We start from the raw sequence: 15,965 nt of genomic DNA, 5'->3' as shown, positions 1-15,965 counted from the left end.
CCGATGAAAAATGGTGGAAACCTCATTTTGCAGATGGGGGTTCCCCAGCAGTCGATCCACCCGCTTTATTTTGTTTTTAACCGATGCAGTTCCAGTCAAATGACGTCCGATACTGGTAAGCGTAAGGGATGCGCCATTTATTACAGCACTGGTTGCGTCAATCAGTGCTTTTTGACGGTAAAGATGCAGGGGCTTCAGTATATTCTTAAGAAATTTTCGGCATAATGAACGCGCAGGCATAGTGGTGATTTCCTTGAAATTGTTAGCACAATCAATTAGATCACATCACACTATGCCTGTCCCATTTTTCTGGGGATTCCTCAGCGGGTTTCCCCGCCCCTTCGTTAGATCTTACATGCGCCGCTTTCGCAGCCATCGTCCTGGATGGAAGGCACCAGGTCATCCTGGGCATCTTCCGCGCCATCGCGGGTGTTTTGATAGTACAGCGTTTTCACACCAAATTTGTACGCGGTGAGCAAGTCTTTCAGTAATTGCTGCATCGGCACTTTGCCCGACGGGAAACGGCTCGGATCGTAGTTTGTGTTCGCCGAAATCGACTGATCAATAAACTTCTGCATAATGCCGACCAGTTGCAGGTAGCCGTCATTGTTCGGCATTTCCCACAGTAACTCGTAAGCGGTGCTCAGTTTTTCGTAGTCCGGTACTACCTGACGCAGAATACCATCTTTCGACGCCTTAATGCTCACGTGGCCGCGTGGCGGTTCGATACCGTTGGTGGCGTTGGAGATCTGCGATGACGTTTCAGACGGCATCAGCGCGGAGAGCGTGGAGTTACGCAGACCGTGCGTTTTGATGGATTCACGAAGTGCTTCCCAGTCGTAATGCAGCGGCTCGTTGGTAATGCCGTCGAGATCTTTCTTGTAAGTGTCGATCGGCAAAATACCCTGCGAATAGGTGGTTTCGTTGAACCACGGGCATGCGCCTTGCTCTTTCGCCAGCTCGTTAGAGGCTTTCAGTAGCCAGTACTGAATGGCTTCGAAGGTCTGGTGCGTCAGGTTATTGGCGCTGCCGTCAGAGTAACGTTTGCCGTTCTTCGCCAGCCAGTAAGCAAAGTTGATCACGCCGATACCCAGCGTACGGCGTCCCATCGCGCCACGTTTTGCGGCCGGGATCGGGTAATCCTGGTAATCCAGCAGAGCGTCGAGAGCGCGTACCGCAAGCGTTGCCAGCTCTTCCAGCTCGTCGAGGTTTTTGATGGCGCCGAGGTTGAAAGCAGACAGCGTGCAGAGTGCAATTTCACCGCTTTCATCGTTAACATCTTCCAGCGGCTTGGTCGGCAGAGCGATTTCCAGACACAGGTTGGACTGACGCACCGGCGCGACCTGTGGGTTGAACGGACTGTGAGTGTTGCAATGGTCTACGTTCTGGATGTAGATACGGCCCGTCGAGGCACGTTCCTGCATCATCAGAGAGAACAGATCAACTGCTTTGATACGCTGCTTACGGATGCTGTCGTCTTTCTCATATTGAGTGTACAGACGTTCGAACTCCTCCTGATCGGCGAAGAACGCGTCGTACAAACCTGGTACGTCGGACGGGCTGAACAGCGTGATCTCTTCACCTTTCAGCAGACGGGTGTACATCAGTTTGTTGATCTGTACGCCGTAGTCCATGTGACGCACGCGGTTACCTTCCACGCCACGGTTGTTTTTCAGTACCAGCAGGCTTTCGACTTCCAGGTGCCACAACGGGTAGAACAGGGTGGCCGCGCCACCGCGTACGCCGCCCTGCGAGCAGGATTTTACCGCCGTCTGGAAATGCTTGTAGAACGGGATACAGCCGGTGTGGAATGCTTCACCGCCACGGATCGGGCTGCCCAGCGCACGAATGCGGCCCGCATTGATACCGATACCGGCACGCTGGGAAACGTATTTCACAATCGCGCTGGAGGTGGCATTAATGGAATCCAGGCTGTCGCCGCACTCAATCAGCACGCAGGAGCTGAACTGACGCGTCGGGGTACGCACACCGGACATGATCGGCGTCGGCAGCGAAATTTTGAACGTGGATACCGCATCATAGAAACGCTTCACGTAGTCCAGACGCGTTTCACGTGGGTAGTTCGAGAACAGGCAGGCAGCAACCAGAATATAGAGGAACTGCGCGCTCTCGTAGATTTCGCCGGTAACGCGGTTCTGTACCAGGTATTTCCCTTCCAGTTGCTTTACGGCGGCATAGGAGAAGTTCATATCGCGCCAGTGATCGATAAAACCGTCCATCTGCTTGAACTCTTCTTCCGTGTAGTCTTCCAGCAGATGATGATCATATTTGCCCAGCTCGATCATTTTTTTCACGTGATCGTACAGCGCTGGCGGTTCAAACTGACCGTAAGCTTTTTTACGCAGGTGGAAAATCGCCAGGCGTGCAGCCAGGTACTGGTAGTCCGGCGCATCGCGGGAGATTAAATCCGCTGCGGCCTTTATGATGGTCTCATGGATGTCGGAGGTTTTGATCCCGTCGTAAAACTGAATATGTGAACGCAGTTCAACCTGAGAGATGGAGACGTTACTCAGCCCCTCTGCCGCCCAATCCAGCACTCGATGGATTTTGTCGAGATTGATGCGCTCAGTGCCACCATCACGTTTTGTCACCAGCAGACTCTGATTCATGTGATTACCTGTCCGTGAAATAAAAGTATCCCCCAATTATCCACAGTTCGTCGCTGTGACTAACTCTGTGGATAAATACTATATGTAGGGGTTTTGTGATAAGAGAAACGCTATATGGTGATTATTCTAGTAAGGATTCTTTTCAGTACAAGAGTTGATTTTGAGGTTAAATTCAGGTTGCGAAAGCGTAATAAACGCTAAGTCCTCATGCTGTAAGGCCTGGCGGGGATGTCAACGTTTTACAAAAAAAAATGAATTTTTGATCGAGTGCTGATTTCTTCATCGGGAAAGGCAAATGCGCAGCTTGATACTGCGCAATGTTTATAACTTTAACTAATGACCTTAGTTATCTTTTGCTGTTGTATGTAACATGTAGTTAACATCCACTCCCGGTCCTAAGGTAAATTTATTCAGCAGCGGATTATAATGCAGCCCGGTGATATGACGTTCCTGAAGCACCGTCTCATCGACCCAGGTTAATAGTTCAGCAGGTTTAATGAATTTCTTCACGTCGTGCGTGCCTTTGGGCACCATGCGCAGCACATATTCTGCACCAACGACAGCCATCAGCCAGGATTTGCCATTACGGTTAATTGTCGAGAAGAAGACGTGACCGCCCGGTTTAACCAGCTGCGCGCACGCTTTTACCACTGATTGCGGATCGGGTACGTGCTCCAGCATCTCCATGCAGGTCACCACGTCGTACTGCTGCGCGTGTTTCGCGGCATGTTCTTCGACGGTTTCCTGAACATAATCGACCTGTATGCCGGATTCCAGTGCATGCAGACGCGCAACCTGTAGCGGTTCAAAGCCCATATCCAGACCGGTTACCGTTGCGCCTTCCTGCGCCATGCTCTCCGCCAGGATTCCGCCGCCGCAGCCGACATCGAGCACCTTTTTACCGAACAGACCGCCGGCATGTTCGCCAATGTAACCCAGACGCAGCGGGTTAATACGGTGCAGGGGCTTAAACTCACCCTCTTTATCCCACCAGCGTGAAGCGACAGCTTCGAATTTGGCGATTTCAGCGTGGTCAACGTTCTGAGCGGCCGGTGTTTTTTCGGCATTCATGGGCGCATTTACTCCTCTCTCAATAAGACGTGTGAGTATATCAGGCCGACGGGATGAATAAACCTTTGTGCGGGAGTTATAGATTTACCTGTATCACAGCGGTTGTGTTATAATTTGCGACCTTTGAATCCGGGATACAGTAGAGGGATAGCGGTTAGATGAGCGACCTTGCGAGAGAAATTACACCGGTTAACATCGAGGAAGAGCTGAAAAGCTCCTATCTGGACTATGCGATGTCGGTCATTGTTGGCCGTGCGCTGCCGGATGTCCGAGATGGCCTGAAACCGGTTCACCGTCGCGTACTTTACGCCATGAACGTATTGGGCAATGACTGGAATAAAGCCTACAAAAAATCTGCCCGTGTCGTTGGTGACGTAATCGGTAAGTACCATCCCCATGGTGATTCTGCGGTGTATGACACCATTGTTCGTATGGCGCAGCCGTTCTCGCTGCGCTATATGCTGGTTGATGGTCAGGGCAACTTCGGCTCCATCGATGGTGACTCTGCAGCGGCGATGCGTTATACGGAAATTCGCCTGGCGAAGATCGCCCATGAATTGATGGCCGATCTGGAAAAAGAGACGGTTGACTACGTCGATAACTACGATGGCACCGAAAAAATTCCTGATGTGATGCCGACCAGGATCCCGAACCTGCTGGTCAATGGTTCTTCCGGTATCGCGGTCGGTATGGCCACTAACATTCCACCACACAACCTGACGGAAGTGATTAACGGTTGTCTGGCGTATATCGACAATGAAGACATCAGCGTTGAAGGGCTGATGGAGCACATTCCAGGGCCGGATTTCCCGACCTCCGCCATCATTAACGGTCGCCGTGGGATTGAAGAAGCCTATCGCACCGGTCGTGGCAAGATCTACATTCGCGCTCGCGCAGAGGTAGAAACCGATGCGAAAAGCGGCCGTGAAACCATTATCGTGCATGAAATTCCGTATCAGGTGAACAAAGCGCGCCTGATCGAGAAAATTGCCGAACTGGTGAAAGATAAACGCGTTGAAGGCATCAGCGCGCTGCGCGACGAGTCTGATAAAGACGGTATGCGTATCGTAATCGAAGTGAAACGTGATGCCGTGGGCGAAGTGGTGCTTAATAACCTCTACTCCCAGACGCAATTGCAGGTCTCCTTCGGTATCAACATGGTGGCGTTGCACCATGGTCAGCCTAAAATCATGACGCTGAAAGAGATTCTGGCCGCGTTCGTGCGTCACCGCCGTGAAGTGGTGACCCGTCGTACCATTTTCGAACTGCGTAAAGCCCGTGACCGTGCGCATATCCTTGAAGCGCTGGCCGTGGCGTTGGCGAACATCGATCCGATCATCGAACTGATCCGTCGTGCGCCGACGCCAGCCGAAGCGAAAGCGGGCCTGATCGCACAACCGTGGGATCTGGGCAATGTCTCCTCGATGCTGGAACGTGCGGGCGATGACGCGGCACGTCCTGAGTGGCTGGAGCCGGAATTCGGTATCCGCGACGGTAAGTACTACCTGACCGAGCAACAGGCACAGGCGATTCTGGATCTGCGTTTGCAGAAGCTGACTGGCCTTGAGCATGAAAAACTGCTCGACGAGTACAAAGAACTGCTGGGGCAAATCGCTGAACTGCTGCACATCCTCGGCAGCGCTGAGCGCCTGATGGAAGTGATTCGCGAAGAGCTTGAACTGATTCGCGAACAGTTTGGTGATGAACGCCGTACCGAAATTACTGCAAACACCGCCGATATCAATATCGAAGACCTGATCAATCAGGAAGATGTTGTGGTTACGTTGTCGCATCAGGGATATGTGAAGTATCAGCCGCTGACCGACTACGAAGCCCAGCGTCGTGGCGGTAAAGGTAAATCGGCTGCGCGTATTAAAGAAGAAGACTTTATCGACCGCCTGCTGGTGGCCAACACCCACGATACGATCCTCTGCTTCTCCAGCCGTGGCCGTCTCTACTGGATGAAGGTTTACCAGCTGCCGGAAGCGAGCCGTGGCGCGCGTGGTCGTCCGATCGTTAACTTGCTGCCGCTGGAGCCGAATGAACGTATAACGGCTATTCTGCCGGTTCGTGAATACGAAGAGGGCGTTAACGTCTTTATGGCAACCGCCAGCGGTACCGTGAAGAAAACCGCGCTTACCGAATTCAGCCGTCCGCGTTCTGCTGGGATCATTGCCGTTAACCTGAACGAAGGCGACGAACTGATTGGCGTCGATCTGACCTCTGGGAACGATGAAGTGATGCTGTTCTCTGCTGCCGGTAAAGTGGTGCGCTTTAAAGAGGGTGCAGTGCGTGCGATGGGTCGTACGGCGACCGGTGTACGCGGTATCAAGCTGGCGGAAAAAGACAGCGTGGTATCGCTGATTGTTCCGCGCGGCGAAGGTGCTATCCTGACAGTCACGCAGAACGGTTACGGTAAACGTACCGCTGAAACCGAGTACCCGACCAAATCTCGTGGTACGCAGGGTGTTATCTCCATCAAGGTCACCGAGCGTAATGGTTCCGTGGTCGGCGCGGTGCAGGTAGATGATTGCGACCAGATCATGATGATCACTGATGCCGGTACGCTGGTGCGTACACGCGTGTCTGAAATCAGCGTGGTGGGCCGTAATACCCAGGGTGTGATTCTGATCCGTACCGCAGAAGATGAAAACGTAGTGGGTCTGCAACGCGTCGCCGAACCGGTGGATGACGAAGAGCTGGACTCCATCGACGGCAGCGTGGCGGAAGGCGATGACGACATCGCGCCGGAAGTTGACACAGACGACGATACGGCGGATGACGCCGACGAGTAATGCATCACAGAGGGCCGGTTTCCCGGCCCTTTTTCATTGCCATTGCGGCATTCGCGATTTATCGCTACCTTAACGACACTCTTTTTTAACTTCCTTGTGGCGGAGTTTCCCCAGGTTGAAATACCTCGTCTCTTTTCGCAGTACCCTGAAAGTTTCCCGCTATTTATTCAGGGCGCTGGCGCTATTGCTGTGGCTGCTAATTGCCTTCTTTTCAGTCTTTTACATCGTCAATGCATTGCACGACAAAGAGTCAGAAATTCGTCAGGAATTCAACCTCAGTTCCGATCAGGCGCAACGTTACATTCAGCGCACATCGGATGTGATGAAAGAGCTGAAGTACATTGCCGAAAACCGTCTGACGGCGGAAAACGGCATCCTCACCTCGCGCAGCCGCGATGATAAAACCGATGTGCCGGCGTTTTTACCGCTGTTCCCCGATTCTGACTGCTCTGCGATGAGTAGCTCATGGCGCGGTTCGCTGGAGTCGCTGGCGTGGTTTATGCGCTACTGGCGCGACAATTTTTCAGCCGCCTACGATCTTAACCGCGTATTTCTGATTGGCAGCGACAATCTGTGTATGGCGGATTTCGGCCTGCGCGAACTGCCGGTTGAGCGTGACGATACATTAAAAAGCTTGCATGAGCGGATTGTAAAATACCGCAATGCGCCACAGGAGGAACGCAGCAATAACCTCTACTGGATGAGCCAGGGGCCGCGACCGGGAATCGGTTACTTTTACGCACTGACGCCGGTTTATCTTGGTAATCGTCTCCAGGCGTTGCTGGGCACCGAACAGTCAATCCGCATGGAGAATTTCTTTACGCCGGGCAGCCTGCCGATGGGTGTCACCATTCTGGATGAGAGCGGGCACTCGTTGATTTCGCTGACCGGCCCGGATAGCGGCATTGTTGCCGATCCACGCTGGATGCAGGAACGTTCGTGGTTCGGTTACACCTCCGGTTTCCGCGAGCTGATCCTGAAAAAGAGTTTACCGCCGTCCTCATTGAGCGTGGTTTATTCTGTTCCTGTCGATATGGTACTGGAACGCATCCGCATGCTGATCCTCAATGCCGTGCTCCTGAACGTGCTGGTGGGTGTGGCGCTGTTTACCCTGGCGCGTATGTATGAGCGACGCATTTTTATCCCGGCCGAAAACGATGCACAGCGGCTGGAAGAGCATGAGCAGTTCAACCGTAAAATTGTCGCTTCTGCGCCCGTGGGGATCTGTATTCTGCGCACCCAGGATGGGACGAATATTCTCAGTAACGAACTGGCGCATAATTACCTGAACATGCTCACGCATGAAGATCGGCAGCGGCTGACGCAGATCATCTGCGGCCAGCAGGTCAATTTTGTTGATGTGTTGACCAGCAACAATACTAATCTGCAAATCAGCTTTGTTCATTCGCGCTATCGCAATGAGAATGTGGCGATTTGTGTGCTGGTCGATGTCTCCGCGCGCGTCAAAATGGAAGAGTCGTTACAGGAAATGGCACAGGCGGCAGAACAGGCCAGCCAGTCGAAATCCATGTTCCTGGCGACCGTCAGCCATGAGTTGCGCACGCCGCTGTACGGCATTATTGGTAACCTCGATCTGCTGCAAACCAAAGAGCTGCCGAAGGGTGTCGACCGACTAGTGACGGCGATGAATAACTCTTCCAGCCTGCTGCTGAAAATTATCAGCGATATTCTGGATTTCTCGAAAATCGAGTCTGAGCAGTTAAAAATCGAGCCGCGGGAATTTTCCCCACGTGAGGTGATGAGCCATATCACCGCCAACTATCTGCCGCTGGTGGTGCGTAAACAACTGGGGCTGTACTGCTTTATCGAGCCGGATGTGCCAGTGGTTCTCAACGGTGATCCGATGCGTTTGCAGCAGGTGATCTCAAACCTGCTGAGTAATGCGATCAAATTCACCGATATCGGCTGCATTGTGCTGCATGTACAGCGTGATGCTGATTATCTCAGCATACGTGTGCGCGATACCGGCGTGGGGATCCCCGCTAAAGAAGTGGTGCGGTTGTTTGATCCTTTCTTCCAGGTCGGGACTGGAGTGCAGCGTAATTTCCAGGGGACAGGACTGGGGCTGGCGATTTGCGAGAAGCTGATTAACATGATGGACGGCGATATCGAGGTGGATACCGAACCGGGTATGGGCAGCCAGTTCACCATTCGAATACCGCTTTACCGTGCGGTCGCATCGGTGCGCGCTGATGTTGATGGGTTGGCGGAGACCTGCTGCTGGCTGGCGGTGCGTAATGCCTCATTGTCGGCCTATTTGCAGAACTTGCTGAACTGGAATGGCATCCGCACGAAGCAGTACGACGGGCGTGTGCTCGGTCATCAGGATACGTTGATTACCGACGATGAGCTGGAGCATCCTTCGGGCGCGCGGGCGGTGATTGTTTTCTGCCGCCGCCATATCGGCATTCCGCTGGAGCGCGCGCCTGGCGAATGGTTACACAGCGTCGCCGCGCCCCACGATTTGCTGGCGTTGCTGGGACGCATTTACCGCGTACAGGTGGTGGAACCGCAGGCGACCACGACGCAGGCCGTTGAGGACAATGAGGTATCGCGCAACGACGATATGATGATCCTGGTGGTTGACGATCACCCGATTAACCGGCGATTACTTGCCGATCAACTGGGGTCTCTGGGCTATCAATGCAAAACAGCGAATGATGGGGTGGATGCATTAAACGTATTAAGCAAGAACCATATTGATATTGTGCTCAGCGACGTCAACATGCCGAATATGGACGGTTATCGTCTGACACAGCGGATTCGCCAGTTGGGCCTGACGCTGCCGGTGATTGGTGTAACGGCTAACGCACTGGCGGAAGAGAAACAGCGCTGCCTTGAATCCGGTATGGATAGCTGCCTGTCAAAACCTGTGACGCTGGATGTACTGAAGCAAACGCTGGCCGCGTATGCCGCGCGGGTCAGAAACAGCAGGGGATAAAAAAGAACCCCGACGAGAGCCGGGGTTGGGGGATTACTCTTTTTCTGTCTGGGTCAGCGTGACCGAGGAGAGGTAGTTCAGCAGGGCGATGTCGTTATCGACGCCCAGTTTCATCATCGCAGATTTCTTCTGGCTACTGATGGTCTTGATACTGCGGTTCAGCTTTTTAGCGATTTCCGTTACCAGGAAACCTTCTGCAAACAGACGCAGTACCTCGCTCTCTTTCGGTGACAGGCGTTTGTCGCCATAGCCGCCAGCGCTGATTTTTTCCAGCAGGCGAGAAACGCTTTCAGGGGTGAATTTCTTACCTTTCTGCAACGCGGCAAGAGCCTTCGGCAGGTCGGTCGGCGCGCCTTGTTTCAGTACGATACCTTCAATATCCAGATCCAGCACTGCACTCAGAATTGCCGGGTTATTGTTCATGGTAAGAACAATAATCGACAACGCAGGGAAATGGCGTTTAATGTATTTGATTAGCGTAATACCATCGCCGTATTTATCGCCCGGCATTGACAGGTCGGTGATCAGAACATTTGCCTCGAGTTTCGGCAGATTATTAATGAGCGCTGTAGAGTCTTCAAATTCACCGACTACGTTAACCCATTCGATTTGTTCCAGTGACTTGCGAATACCGAACAGTACAATCGGATGGTCATCGGCAATAATTACGTTCATATTGTTCATGTATTAGGCTACCTTGCTACAGCAAGCTCTTGACGTAAGCGTCAATGTTGCTGATGTAATTTTCTATGCCTGGAGCATCGCTTTCACGAATTAATTGCTCCAGCGTTTCGCACAACTGCTTACCAGGTACCAAATTTAGCATAGCAAACACACCTTTCAGGCGGTGTGCTGTCTGTGCCAGCGCAGCGAAATCGCGTAACGCTGATTCAGTATACAACCTCTTAACATCATCGGGTACTGTGTCAACAAACAGTGCATAATAGCCGCTGGCATGGAGTTCCGCGTTTTCATCACCTCCCAATGGTGATTCCGGTACATCTTCCTGCGCCAGTTGCTCTTCTATAAGCTGCAATATTGCTCCCTGCATTGCATTGCTCATATTAAAGTTAACGCGCAATTGGCCTGGGCCAATTTTCCGCACACCGACCTCATCATCGCTTAAAAGCAAGCCTGAGGCTGTAAGATTAGACGGATTATCTGTCAAAAAGAGATCATATTCTTGACTTGAAAGACGTTCATCCGGGGAAATACAGCTTGCACCCCAATTTTCCAACTGGCGAACTACGATATTGCGGATTTCATTCGAGGTGATGTCAATCATCGCGACAACATCATCAAGCAATTTCTCTTCGCTTTCAACCTGAGATGAGCGGGCAGCCATCCTGACATGCAAGGAGTAGCGGGTCCCCAGGTCTTCCCTGGCCTTAATATTCAAATGCCCACCGAGTTTTCTGGCTAGTTGATCGCACAGCCAGAAGGTGAGGGCGTTCGCTTTCCCGTACTGATCGCTCTGTGTATCGTTAAGGAACGGGAAGTGCAGGTTGTCAATTTCGCTGGAATTTACGCCTGTGCCAGTATCAAGAATACGGAAGGTCAGACGATCCTCTGCCGATTCATCCATATTCACTTCAAGGGTAATTTTACCCATTTGCGTGGTCGTCACCGCGTACTGGATCAAAAGTAGTAAGATCCGACGTAACGCATCACGATCGCCGTGGCGCACCTCGTTAGCCGGAAGCGGATTATTAATCAACAATTGCAAGCCCTTACGCTTGATCACGGGCAGAACTTCCGGCACCACTTCATCAATCAGGTCCTGAATGGAGAACACGACAGGGGAACCTTTCCAGCTATCGCTTTCCAGCATATTGGCCAGCTGAATTTCATCCACCAGTTGTACCAATCTGTCGGCGTGATCGGCGACGAGATGGCCCTCTTTATTTTCAAGAGCGGCAGCTTCGGCTGCGAGGGCTTTTACCGGCTGTTTTAGCGAGTCAGCCAGGTTATTCATAAAGGTGGCGCGACCCTGTTGATTCTTCTCATACAAACGCTGCGCTTGCTTCAGCTTCTTATTAACCAGCACTTCGCGGTCCTGGTCGCGAATAATAAAGATCTGCGTACGTGAAGCCACCTGGCTGCGGAACTGGCGTATTTCATACAGCTCATTATTGATGGTGGCCTGGATCACGCCCTGGTGTTGATCCGCCATGGCGGTGATATTTTGTAGATTCAGATGTGGTAGCAGATGGTCGGCTATTTTGTTGCTCAGCACCGTGCGGTTAGCTTCCTGATCGTGTACCAGCAAGCCAAGCGGCAGTAGCGAGACTATCTCTTCGTTGAAAGCTCGCAGCACGCGCAGCTCGTTGCTTGTTCCTGGCGCAGCCAGACTATCCGTCTTACGCCCTGGTTGCTGACGGAAGGTGGTGTAGCCAAACAGCGCCAGCGCCAGCAGCCCAATATTCAGCAACAGCGGTAAAAGAATGTTTTGCAGCGTGTCGAGCAGCAGCGTACCGAAAGGAACCTGCCACACCAGGCGCAGCCCTGTGCCATTCAACGCAGAAGCGATCTCAATACGCGAGCTATTAAAGTTGACGGTCACATTATCTGTGGTCTCTTTATCCTGCACACGAGTGGTATTTTGCGTGCTATCAGGGTCAAGACGGAAACTGTCCAGTGACATACCCGGTGGGATCAGATCGTTAATCGGCAAGTCAAACGCAACCACTGTCGCCAGATGGCCCGGCTGGTTAAAAGTAGTACGCAACGTAAAATAGTGGCCATTCTGCCAGGCCAGACGGCGCAAGGAGGAAAAACTTTCACGCTCATCAAGAGCATTAGCCTGCTGCAACATTTCTGCGCGTCGGGAATCGACGATATTGCTGATGGTGGAATCTTTAAAACCCGAGGTAAGATCTTTGAGAGGTAACGTCGAAACCAGAATCATGCTGTTATCCTGGCCATTCAGATAGTACATCGACCATGGAACGGTTTCTGCGCCCCACAGTGTATCGAGATACGTTGAGATGCGCTGCGTCATCTCCAGCGTGGAACTGTCGTGCGAACCGAAAATGAGCGCTTCCGTTTTGCGACGCGGTTTTTCGAGGTAATAGACGTCCTGTTTCAGGCGCGTTTCCTGTAAACCTTCGCTGGGCGTGGTTGCCGGAGCTGCGGCAATATTGTCATAGATCTGCCAGGTGGCATACCGCCAGGTGTCGATACGCTTATGGATAGCATGTGTAATATCGACGATTTGGTAGCTCTTATCTTTCAGCCAGGCGTTGACCGCACTTTGGATCATCACCCCCATCGTTACCAGCAGGACAATAATCAATAAGAGAAAGAAACGGGTAATGTTGCCCGGTATCAGGGAAAATTTGCCAGGAATCATTGTGTCAGATTGACTCATTCTTTTGTGTAACCCGTTAGACAACACTGCAGGTGACGCTCAGCATCCGCTGAAACAATGTTACTGCCATACCGTAACTACCGCCTGTCGTGCGCGGACTACAAACAGATGTGTTGCAGAGCAGTGTACAGCAGGCAGTATATCGGTTAATGAGTGAATTTCCAGACTCTCTTTTCAGCCATTACCCACAAGATGTGGTTTTTTGTCCCTCCTCCAAACGAAGCGGTAAAGATGTACAAAGCATGGAGGTTGTACAAATATATCTCTACGCTGAATAAAAAAGAACACAATAAATAACAAGTAATTAATTATGCTATTAAGCCGCTAAGAAAAATCTGGCACACTTGTTGATTAGTTAATAGTCGTTACAAATAGTTATTATATGTATGTTATTATTAAAGTTAGGTAAATAAAGGTAAAAAAAAACCGAATGCATGGCATTCGGTCATAAGAGGGGTAAACAGACATTCAGATTCGAATGACGGTAATAAATAAAGTTAATGATGATAGCGTGTTGTATTTTAGTGACGATTATGGGTTTGGTTTTTGCATTCAGTGCTATCATCTATTTCTTTATTTAACTGATTGTTTTTAATGGTTTTTATTAATTTATTTGATTATTAGTGCTATATTTATTAGCTATTCGTGCTGTGTAAAAGTTCCCTTGTTTTTACAAATAGAAACATCTATCATTAAAAGTGAAACATCTTCAAAGTTTTCGTATCATATTCTTGATGGATTATTTTTCTATTTTAAGGACAATGAATTTGCCAGCTGATTAGAGGGTTAATCAGTACGCAGTGGCAAATAAAAATGCATATAACAGAGGGTTAATAAAATGAAAGTTAAAGTACTGTCCCTCCTGGTGCCGGCTCTGCTGGTAGCAGGCGCAGCGAATGCGGCTGAAGTTTACAACAAAGATGGCAACAAATTAGATCTGTACGGCAAAGTAGACGGTCTGCACTATTTCTCTGACAACAAAAGCATCGATGGCGATCAAACTTATGTGCGTTTCGGCTTTAAAGGCGAAACTCAGGTAAACGATCAGGTTACGGGCTATGGTCAGTGGGAATATAACGTTCAGGCTAACAATACTGAAACTTCAAGCAATCAGGCATGGACCCGTCTGGCATTCGCAGGTATCCGCGTTGCTGATGCGGGTTCTTTCGACTACGGCCGTAACTACGGCGTAATTTACGACGTAACTTCCTGGACCGACGTTCTGCCGGAATTCGGCGGCGACACTTACGGTGCAGATAACTTCATGCAATCCCGTGCTAATGGCGTTGCCACCTACCGTAACACCGATTTCTTCGGTCTGGTTGATGGCCTGAATTTTGCTCTGCAGTATCAGGGTAAAAACAGCAGCGGTGAAAATAACTCTAATGGTCGCAGCCTGGTTCAAGAAAACGGCGACGGCTACGGCGCGTCTGTAACCTACGCTCTGGGCGCAGGCTTCAGCGTCGGCGGTGCGATGTCCTCTTCCAAACGTACTTCTGACCAGAATGCAATCAGCGACGGGCTGTACGGCGAAGGCGATCATGCTGAAGTGTACAGCGGCGGCCTGAAATACGATGCCAACAATATCTATCTGGCAGCACAGTACTCTCAGACCTATAACGCAACTCGCTTTGGTTCTTCTTCTAATGCGGTCTACGGTTTTGCTAACAAAGCGCAAAACTTTGAAGTGGTTGCACAGTACCAGTTCGACTTCGGTCTGCGTCCGTCCATCGCTTACCTGCAATCTAAAGGTAAGGATATCTCCAACAATACCGGTACCGTTAACTACGGTGACCAGGATATCCTGAAATACATCGATGTTGGCGCGACTTACTACTTCAACAAAAACATGTCTACCTATGTTGATTACAAAATCAACCTGCTGGACGACAACAACTTCACCCGTTCTGCCGGTATTAATACCGACAACATCGTTGCGCTGGGCCTGGTTTACCAGTTCTAAGTTCGCAACAACAATTGCTAAGGCGCCGCAAGGCGCCTTTTTTTTTGCCCGCTTTTTGATGTACGCTTGCCGCCATCAAGGAGATAACAGGTAATGATAATGACTATTTTCCGCAGCTTTGTGGCCGCTGCGCTGCTGCTATTGGCTGGCTGCGATGGCAGCGAACAGGTACAACCAACCGTGCTGGAAGGTAAAACGATGGGCACTTTCTGGCGTGTCAGCCTGGTCGACATAGATGCGCAGCGGGCGCAGGCGCTAAAGGAAAAAATTCAGTCGCAGCTGGATGCTGACGATCATTTAATGTCAACGTGGAAGAGCGATTCTGCGCTAATGCGCTTTAATCACGCTGCCAGTACCGCGCCCTGGCCGGTCAGCGCTGCAATGGCGGATCTTGTGACCATCTCTTTGCGGGTCGGGGAAAAAACAGATGGTGCAATGGATATTACCGTTGGGCCGCTGGTGAATCTGTGGGGATTTGGTCCGAATAAACAACCAGTAGCCAGCCCAACTCAAGCGCAAATTGATGCGGCAAAAGCCCGTACCGGCTTGCAGCATCTGACGGTGATTAATCGTGCCGGGGAACAATTCCTGCAAAAAGATCTGCCAAATCTGTTTGTCGATTTATCGACAGTCGGTGAAGGCTATGCGGCGGATCATCTGGCGCAGCTTATGGAGCACGAAGGTATTGCACGCTATCTGGTTTCCGTCGGTGGCGCGCTTGCCAGCCGGGGCATGAATGCGCAGGGCCAGCCGTGGCGAGTGGCAATTCAGAAACCGACCGATCGTGAAAATGTAGCGCAAGCCGTGGTCGATATTAACGGTCATGGGATCAGCACCTCCGGAAGTTATCGCAACTATTACGAGCTGGATGGCAAACGTATTTCGCATATTATCGATCCGCGTACCGGGCGTCCCATCGATCACCGCCTGGTATCGGTCACTGTAATTGCACCAACGGCGCTGGAAGCGGATGCCTGGGACACAGGTTTAATGGTGCTGGGTACCGATAAAGCCAAAAAAGTGGTGATGCGCGAAGGATTGGCTGTCTTTATGATTATGAAAGAGGGAGATGGTTTTACCACCTGGATGTCACCGCAATTTTCCTCATTCCTGGTCAGTGAAAAAAATTAAAACGCAAGATTGCGGGTGTCGAGTTCTGCGCGAGTGTGCACAG

The 15,965-nt window shown here is 51.1% G+C and carries 8 protein-coding genes and 1 pseudogene; 4 read left to right on the top strand and 5 right to left on the bottom strand.

Features of this window, described 5'->3' with window-relative positions; translation table 11 throughout:
- The 3 genes and pseudogenes from GA0061070_RS20170 to ubiG all read right to left on the bottom strand — a co-directional run.
- Positions 1 to 240: pseudogene (locus tag GA0061070_RS20170) on the bottom strand (IS4-like element ISEc60 family transposase); the annotation flags it as partial.
- Positions 241 to 344: 104 nt separating this feature from the next.
- Positions 345 to 2,630, bottom strand: coding sequence for a class 1a ribonucleoside-diphosphate reductase subunit alpha (nrdA, locus tag GA0061070_RS20165; RefSeq protein ID WP_090137814.1), 2,286 nt, complete (start codon positions 2,628 to 2,630; stop codon positions 345 to 347).
- Between the two features lie 342 nt (positions 2,631 to 2,972).
- Positions 2,973 to 3,701: a bifunctional 2-polyprenyl-6-hydroxyphenol methylase/3-demethylubiquinol 3-O-methyltransferase UbiG gene (gene ubiG, locus GA0061070_RS20160; protein ID WP_090137812.1), complete on the bottom strand. Its 729-nt coding sequence runs from the start codon at positions 3,699 to 3,701 to the stop codon at positions 2,973 to 2,975.
- 158 nt (positions 3,702 to 3,859) lie between these two features.
- On the opposite strand from ubiG, the gene gyrA reads away from it, so the two are divergent.
- Together gyrA and rcsC are read left to right on the top strand one after the other, a co-directional pair.
- Positions 3,860 to 6,496 (top strand): DNA topoisomerase (ATP-hydrolyzing) subunit A, encoded by a 2,637-nt coding sequence (gene gyrA, locus GA0061070_RS20155; RefSeq protein ID WP_090137810.1) that lies wholly within the window; start codon positions 3,860 to 3,862, stop codon positions 6,494 to 6,496.
- Between the two features lie 115 nt (positions 6,497 to 6,611).
- Positions 6,612 to 9,458: a two-component system sensor histidine kinase RcsC gene (gene rcsC / locus GA0061070_RS20150; protein ID WP_090137808.1), complete on the top strand. Its 2,847-nt coding sequence runs from the start codon at positions 6,612 to 6,614 to the stop codon at positions 9,456 to 9,458.
- Between the two features lie 33 nt (positions 9,459 to 9,491).
- On the opposite strand, the gene rcsB is transcribed toward rcsC, so the two are convergent.
- Together rcsB and rcsD are read right to left on the bottom strand one after the other, a co-directional pair.
- On the bottom strand, positions 9,492 to 10,142 hold the full coding sequence (rcsB, locus tag GA0061070_RS20145) for a response regulator transcription factor RcsB (RefSeq protein ID WP_007371125.1): 651 nt from the start codon (positions 10,140 to 10,142) through the stop codon (positions 9,492 to 9,494).
- Between the two features lie 16 nt (positions 10,143 to 10,158).
- Complete coding sequence (gene rcsD, locus GA0061070_RS20140) at positions 10,159 to 12,828, bottom strand: phosphotransferase RcsD (protein WP_090137806.1); 2,670 nt, start codon at positions 12,826 to 12,828, stop codon at positions 10,159 to 10,161.
- A gap of 838 nt (positions 12,829 to 13,666) precedes the next feature.
- Between rcsD and GA0061070_RS20135 the strand changes: the two genes are divergently transcribed.
- Together GA0061070_RS20135 and apbE are read left to right on the top strand one after the other, a co-directional pair.
- Positions 13,667 to 14,791 carry a porin OmpC gene (locus GA0061070_RS20135; RefSeq protein ID WP_090137804.1) on the top strand — a complete coding sequence of 375 codons (1,125 nt, stop codon included), beginning with the start codon at positions 13,667 to 13,669 and terminating at the stop codon, positions 14,789 to 14,791.
- Between the two features lie 93 nt (positions 14,792 to 14,884).
- Complete coding sequence (gene apbE / locus GA0061070_RS20130; protein ID WP_090137802.1) at positions 14,885 to 15,922, top strand: FAD:protein FMN transferase ApbE; 1,038 nt, start codon at positions 14,885 to 14,887, stop codon at positions 15,920 to 15,922.
- The last annotated feature ends 43 nt before the right edge of the window (positions 15,923 to 15,965 follow it).

It is taken from the genome of Kosakonia oryziphila (assembly GCF_900094795.1).
GTDB lineage: Bacteria > Pseudomonadota > Gammaproteobacteria > Enterobacterales > Enterobacteriaceae > Kosakonia > Kosakonia oryziphila.
This window is presented reverse-complemented; position numbering and strand designations above follow the sequence as displayed.

Bases quoted from the DNA above. Each gene is read 5' to 3' on its own strand.
- nrdA (WP_090137814.1), bottom strand. From the start codon at position 2,630: ATGAATCAGAGTCTGCTGGTGACAAAACGTGATGGTGGCACTGAGCGC.
- ubiG (WP_090137812.1), bottom strand. From the start codon at position 3,701: ATGAATGCCGAAAAAACACCGGCCGCTCAGAACGTTGACCACGCTGAA.
- gyrA (WP_090137810.1), top strand. From the start codon at position 3,860: ATGAGCGACCTTGCGAGAGAAATTACACCGGTTAACATCGAGGAAGAG.
- rcsB (WP_007371125.1), bottom strand. From the start codon at position 10,142: ATGAACAATATGAACGTAATTATTGCCGATGACCATCCGATTGTACTG.
- rcsD (WP_090137806.1), bottom strand. From the start codon at position 12,828: ATGAGTCAATCTGACACAATGATTCCTGGCAAATTTTCCCTGATACCG.
- GA0061070_RS20135 (WP_090137804.1), top strand. From the start codon at position 13,667: ATGAAAGTTAAAGTACTGTCCCTCCTGGTGCCGGCTCTGCTGGTAGCA.
- apbE (WP_090137802.1), top strand. From the start codon at position 14,885: ATGATAATGACTATTTTCCGCAGCTTTGTGGCCGCTGCGCTGCTGCTA.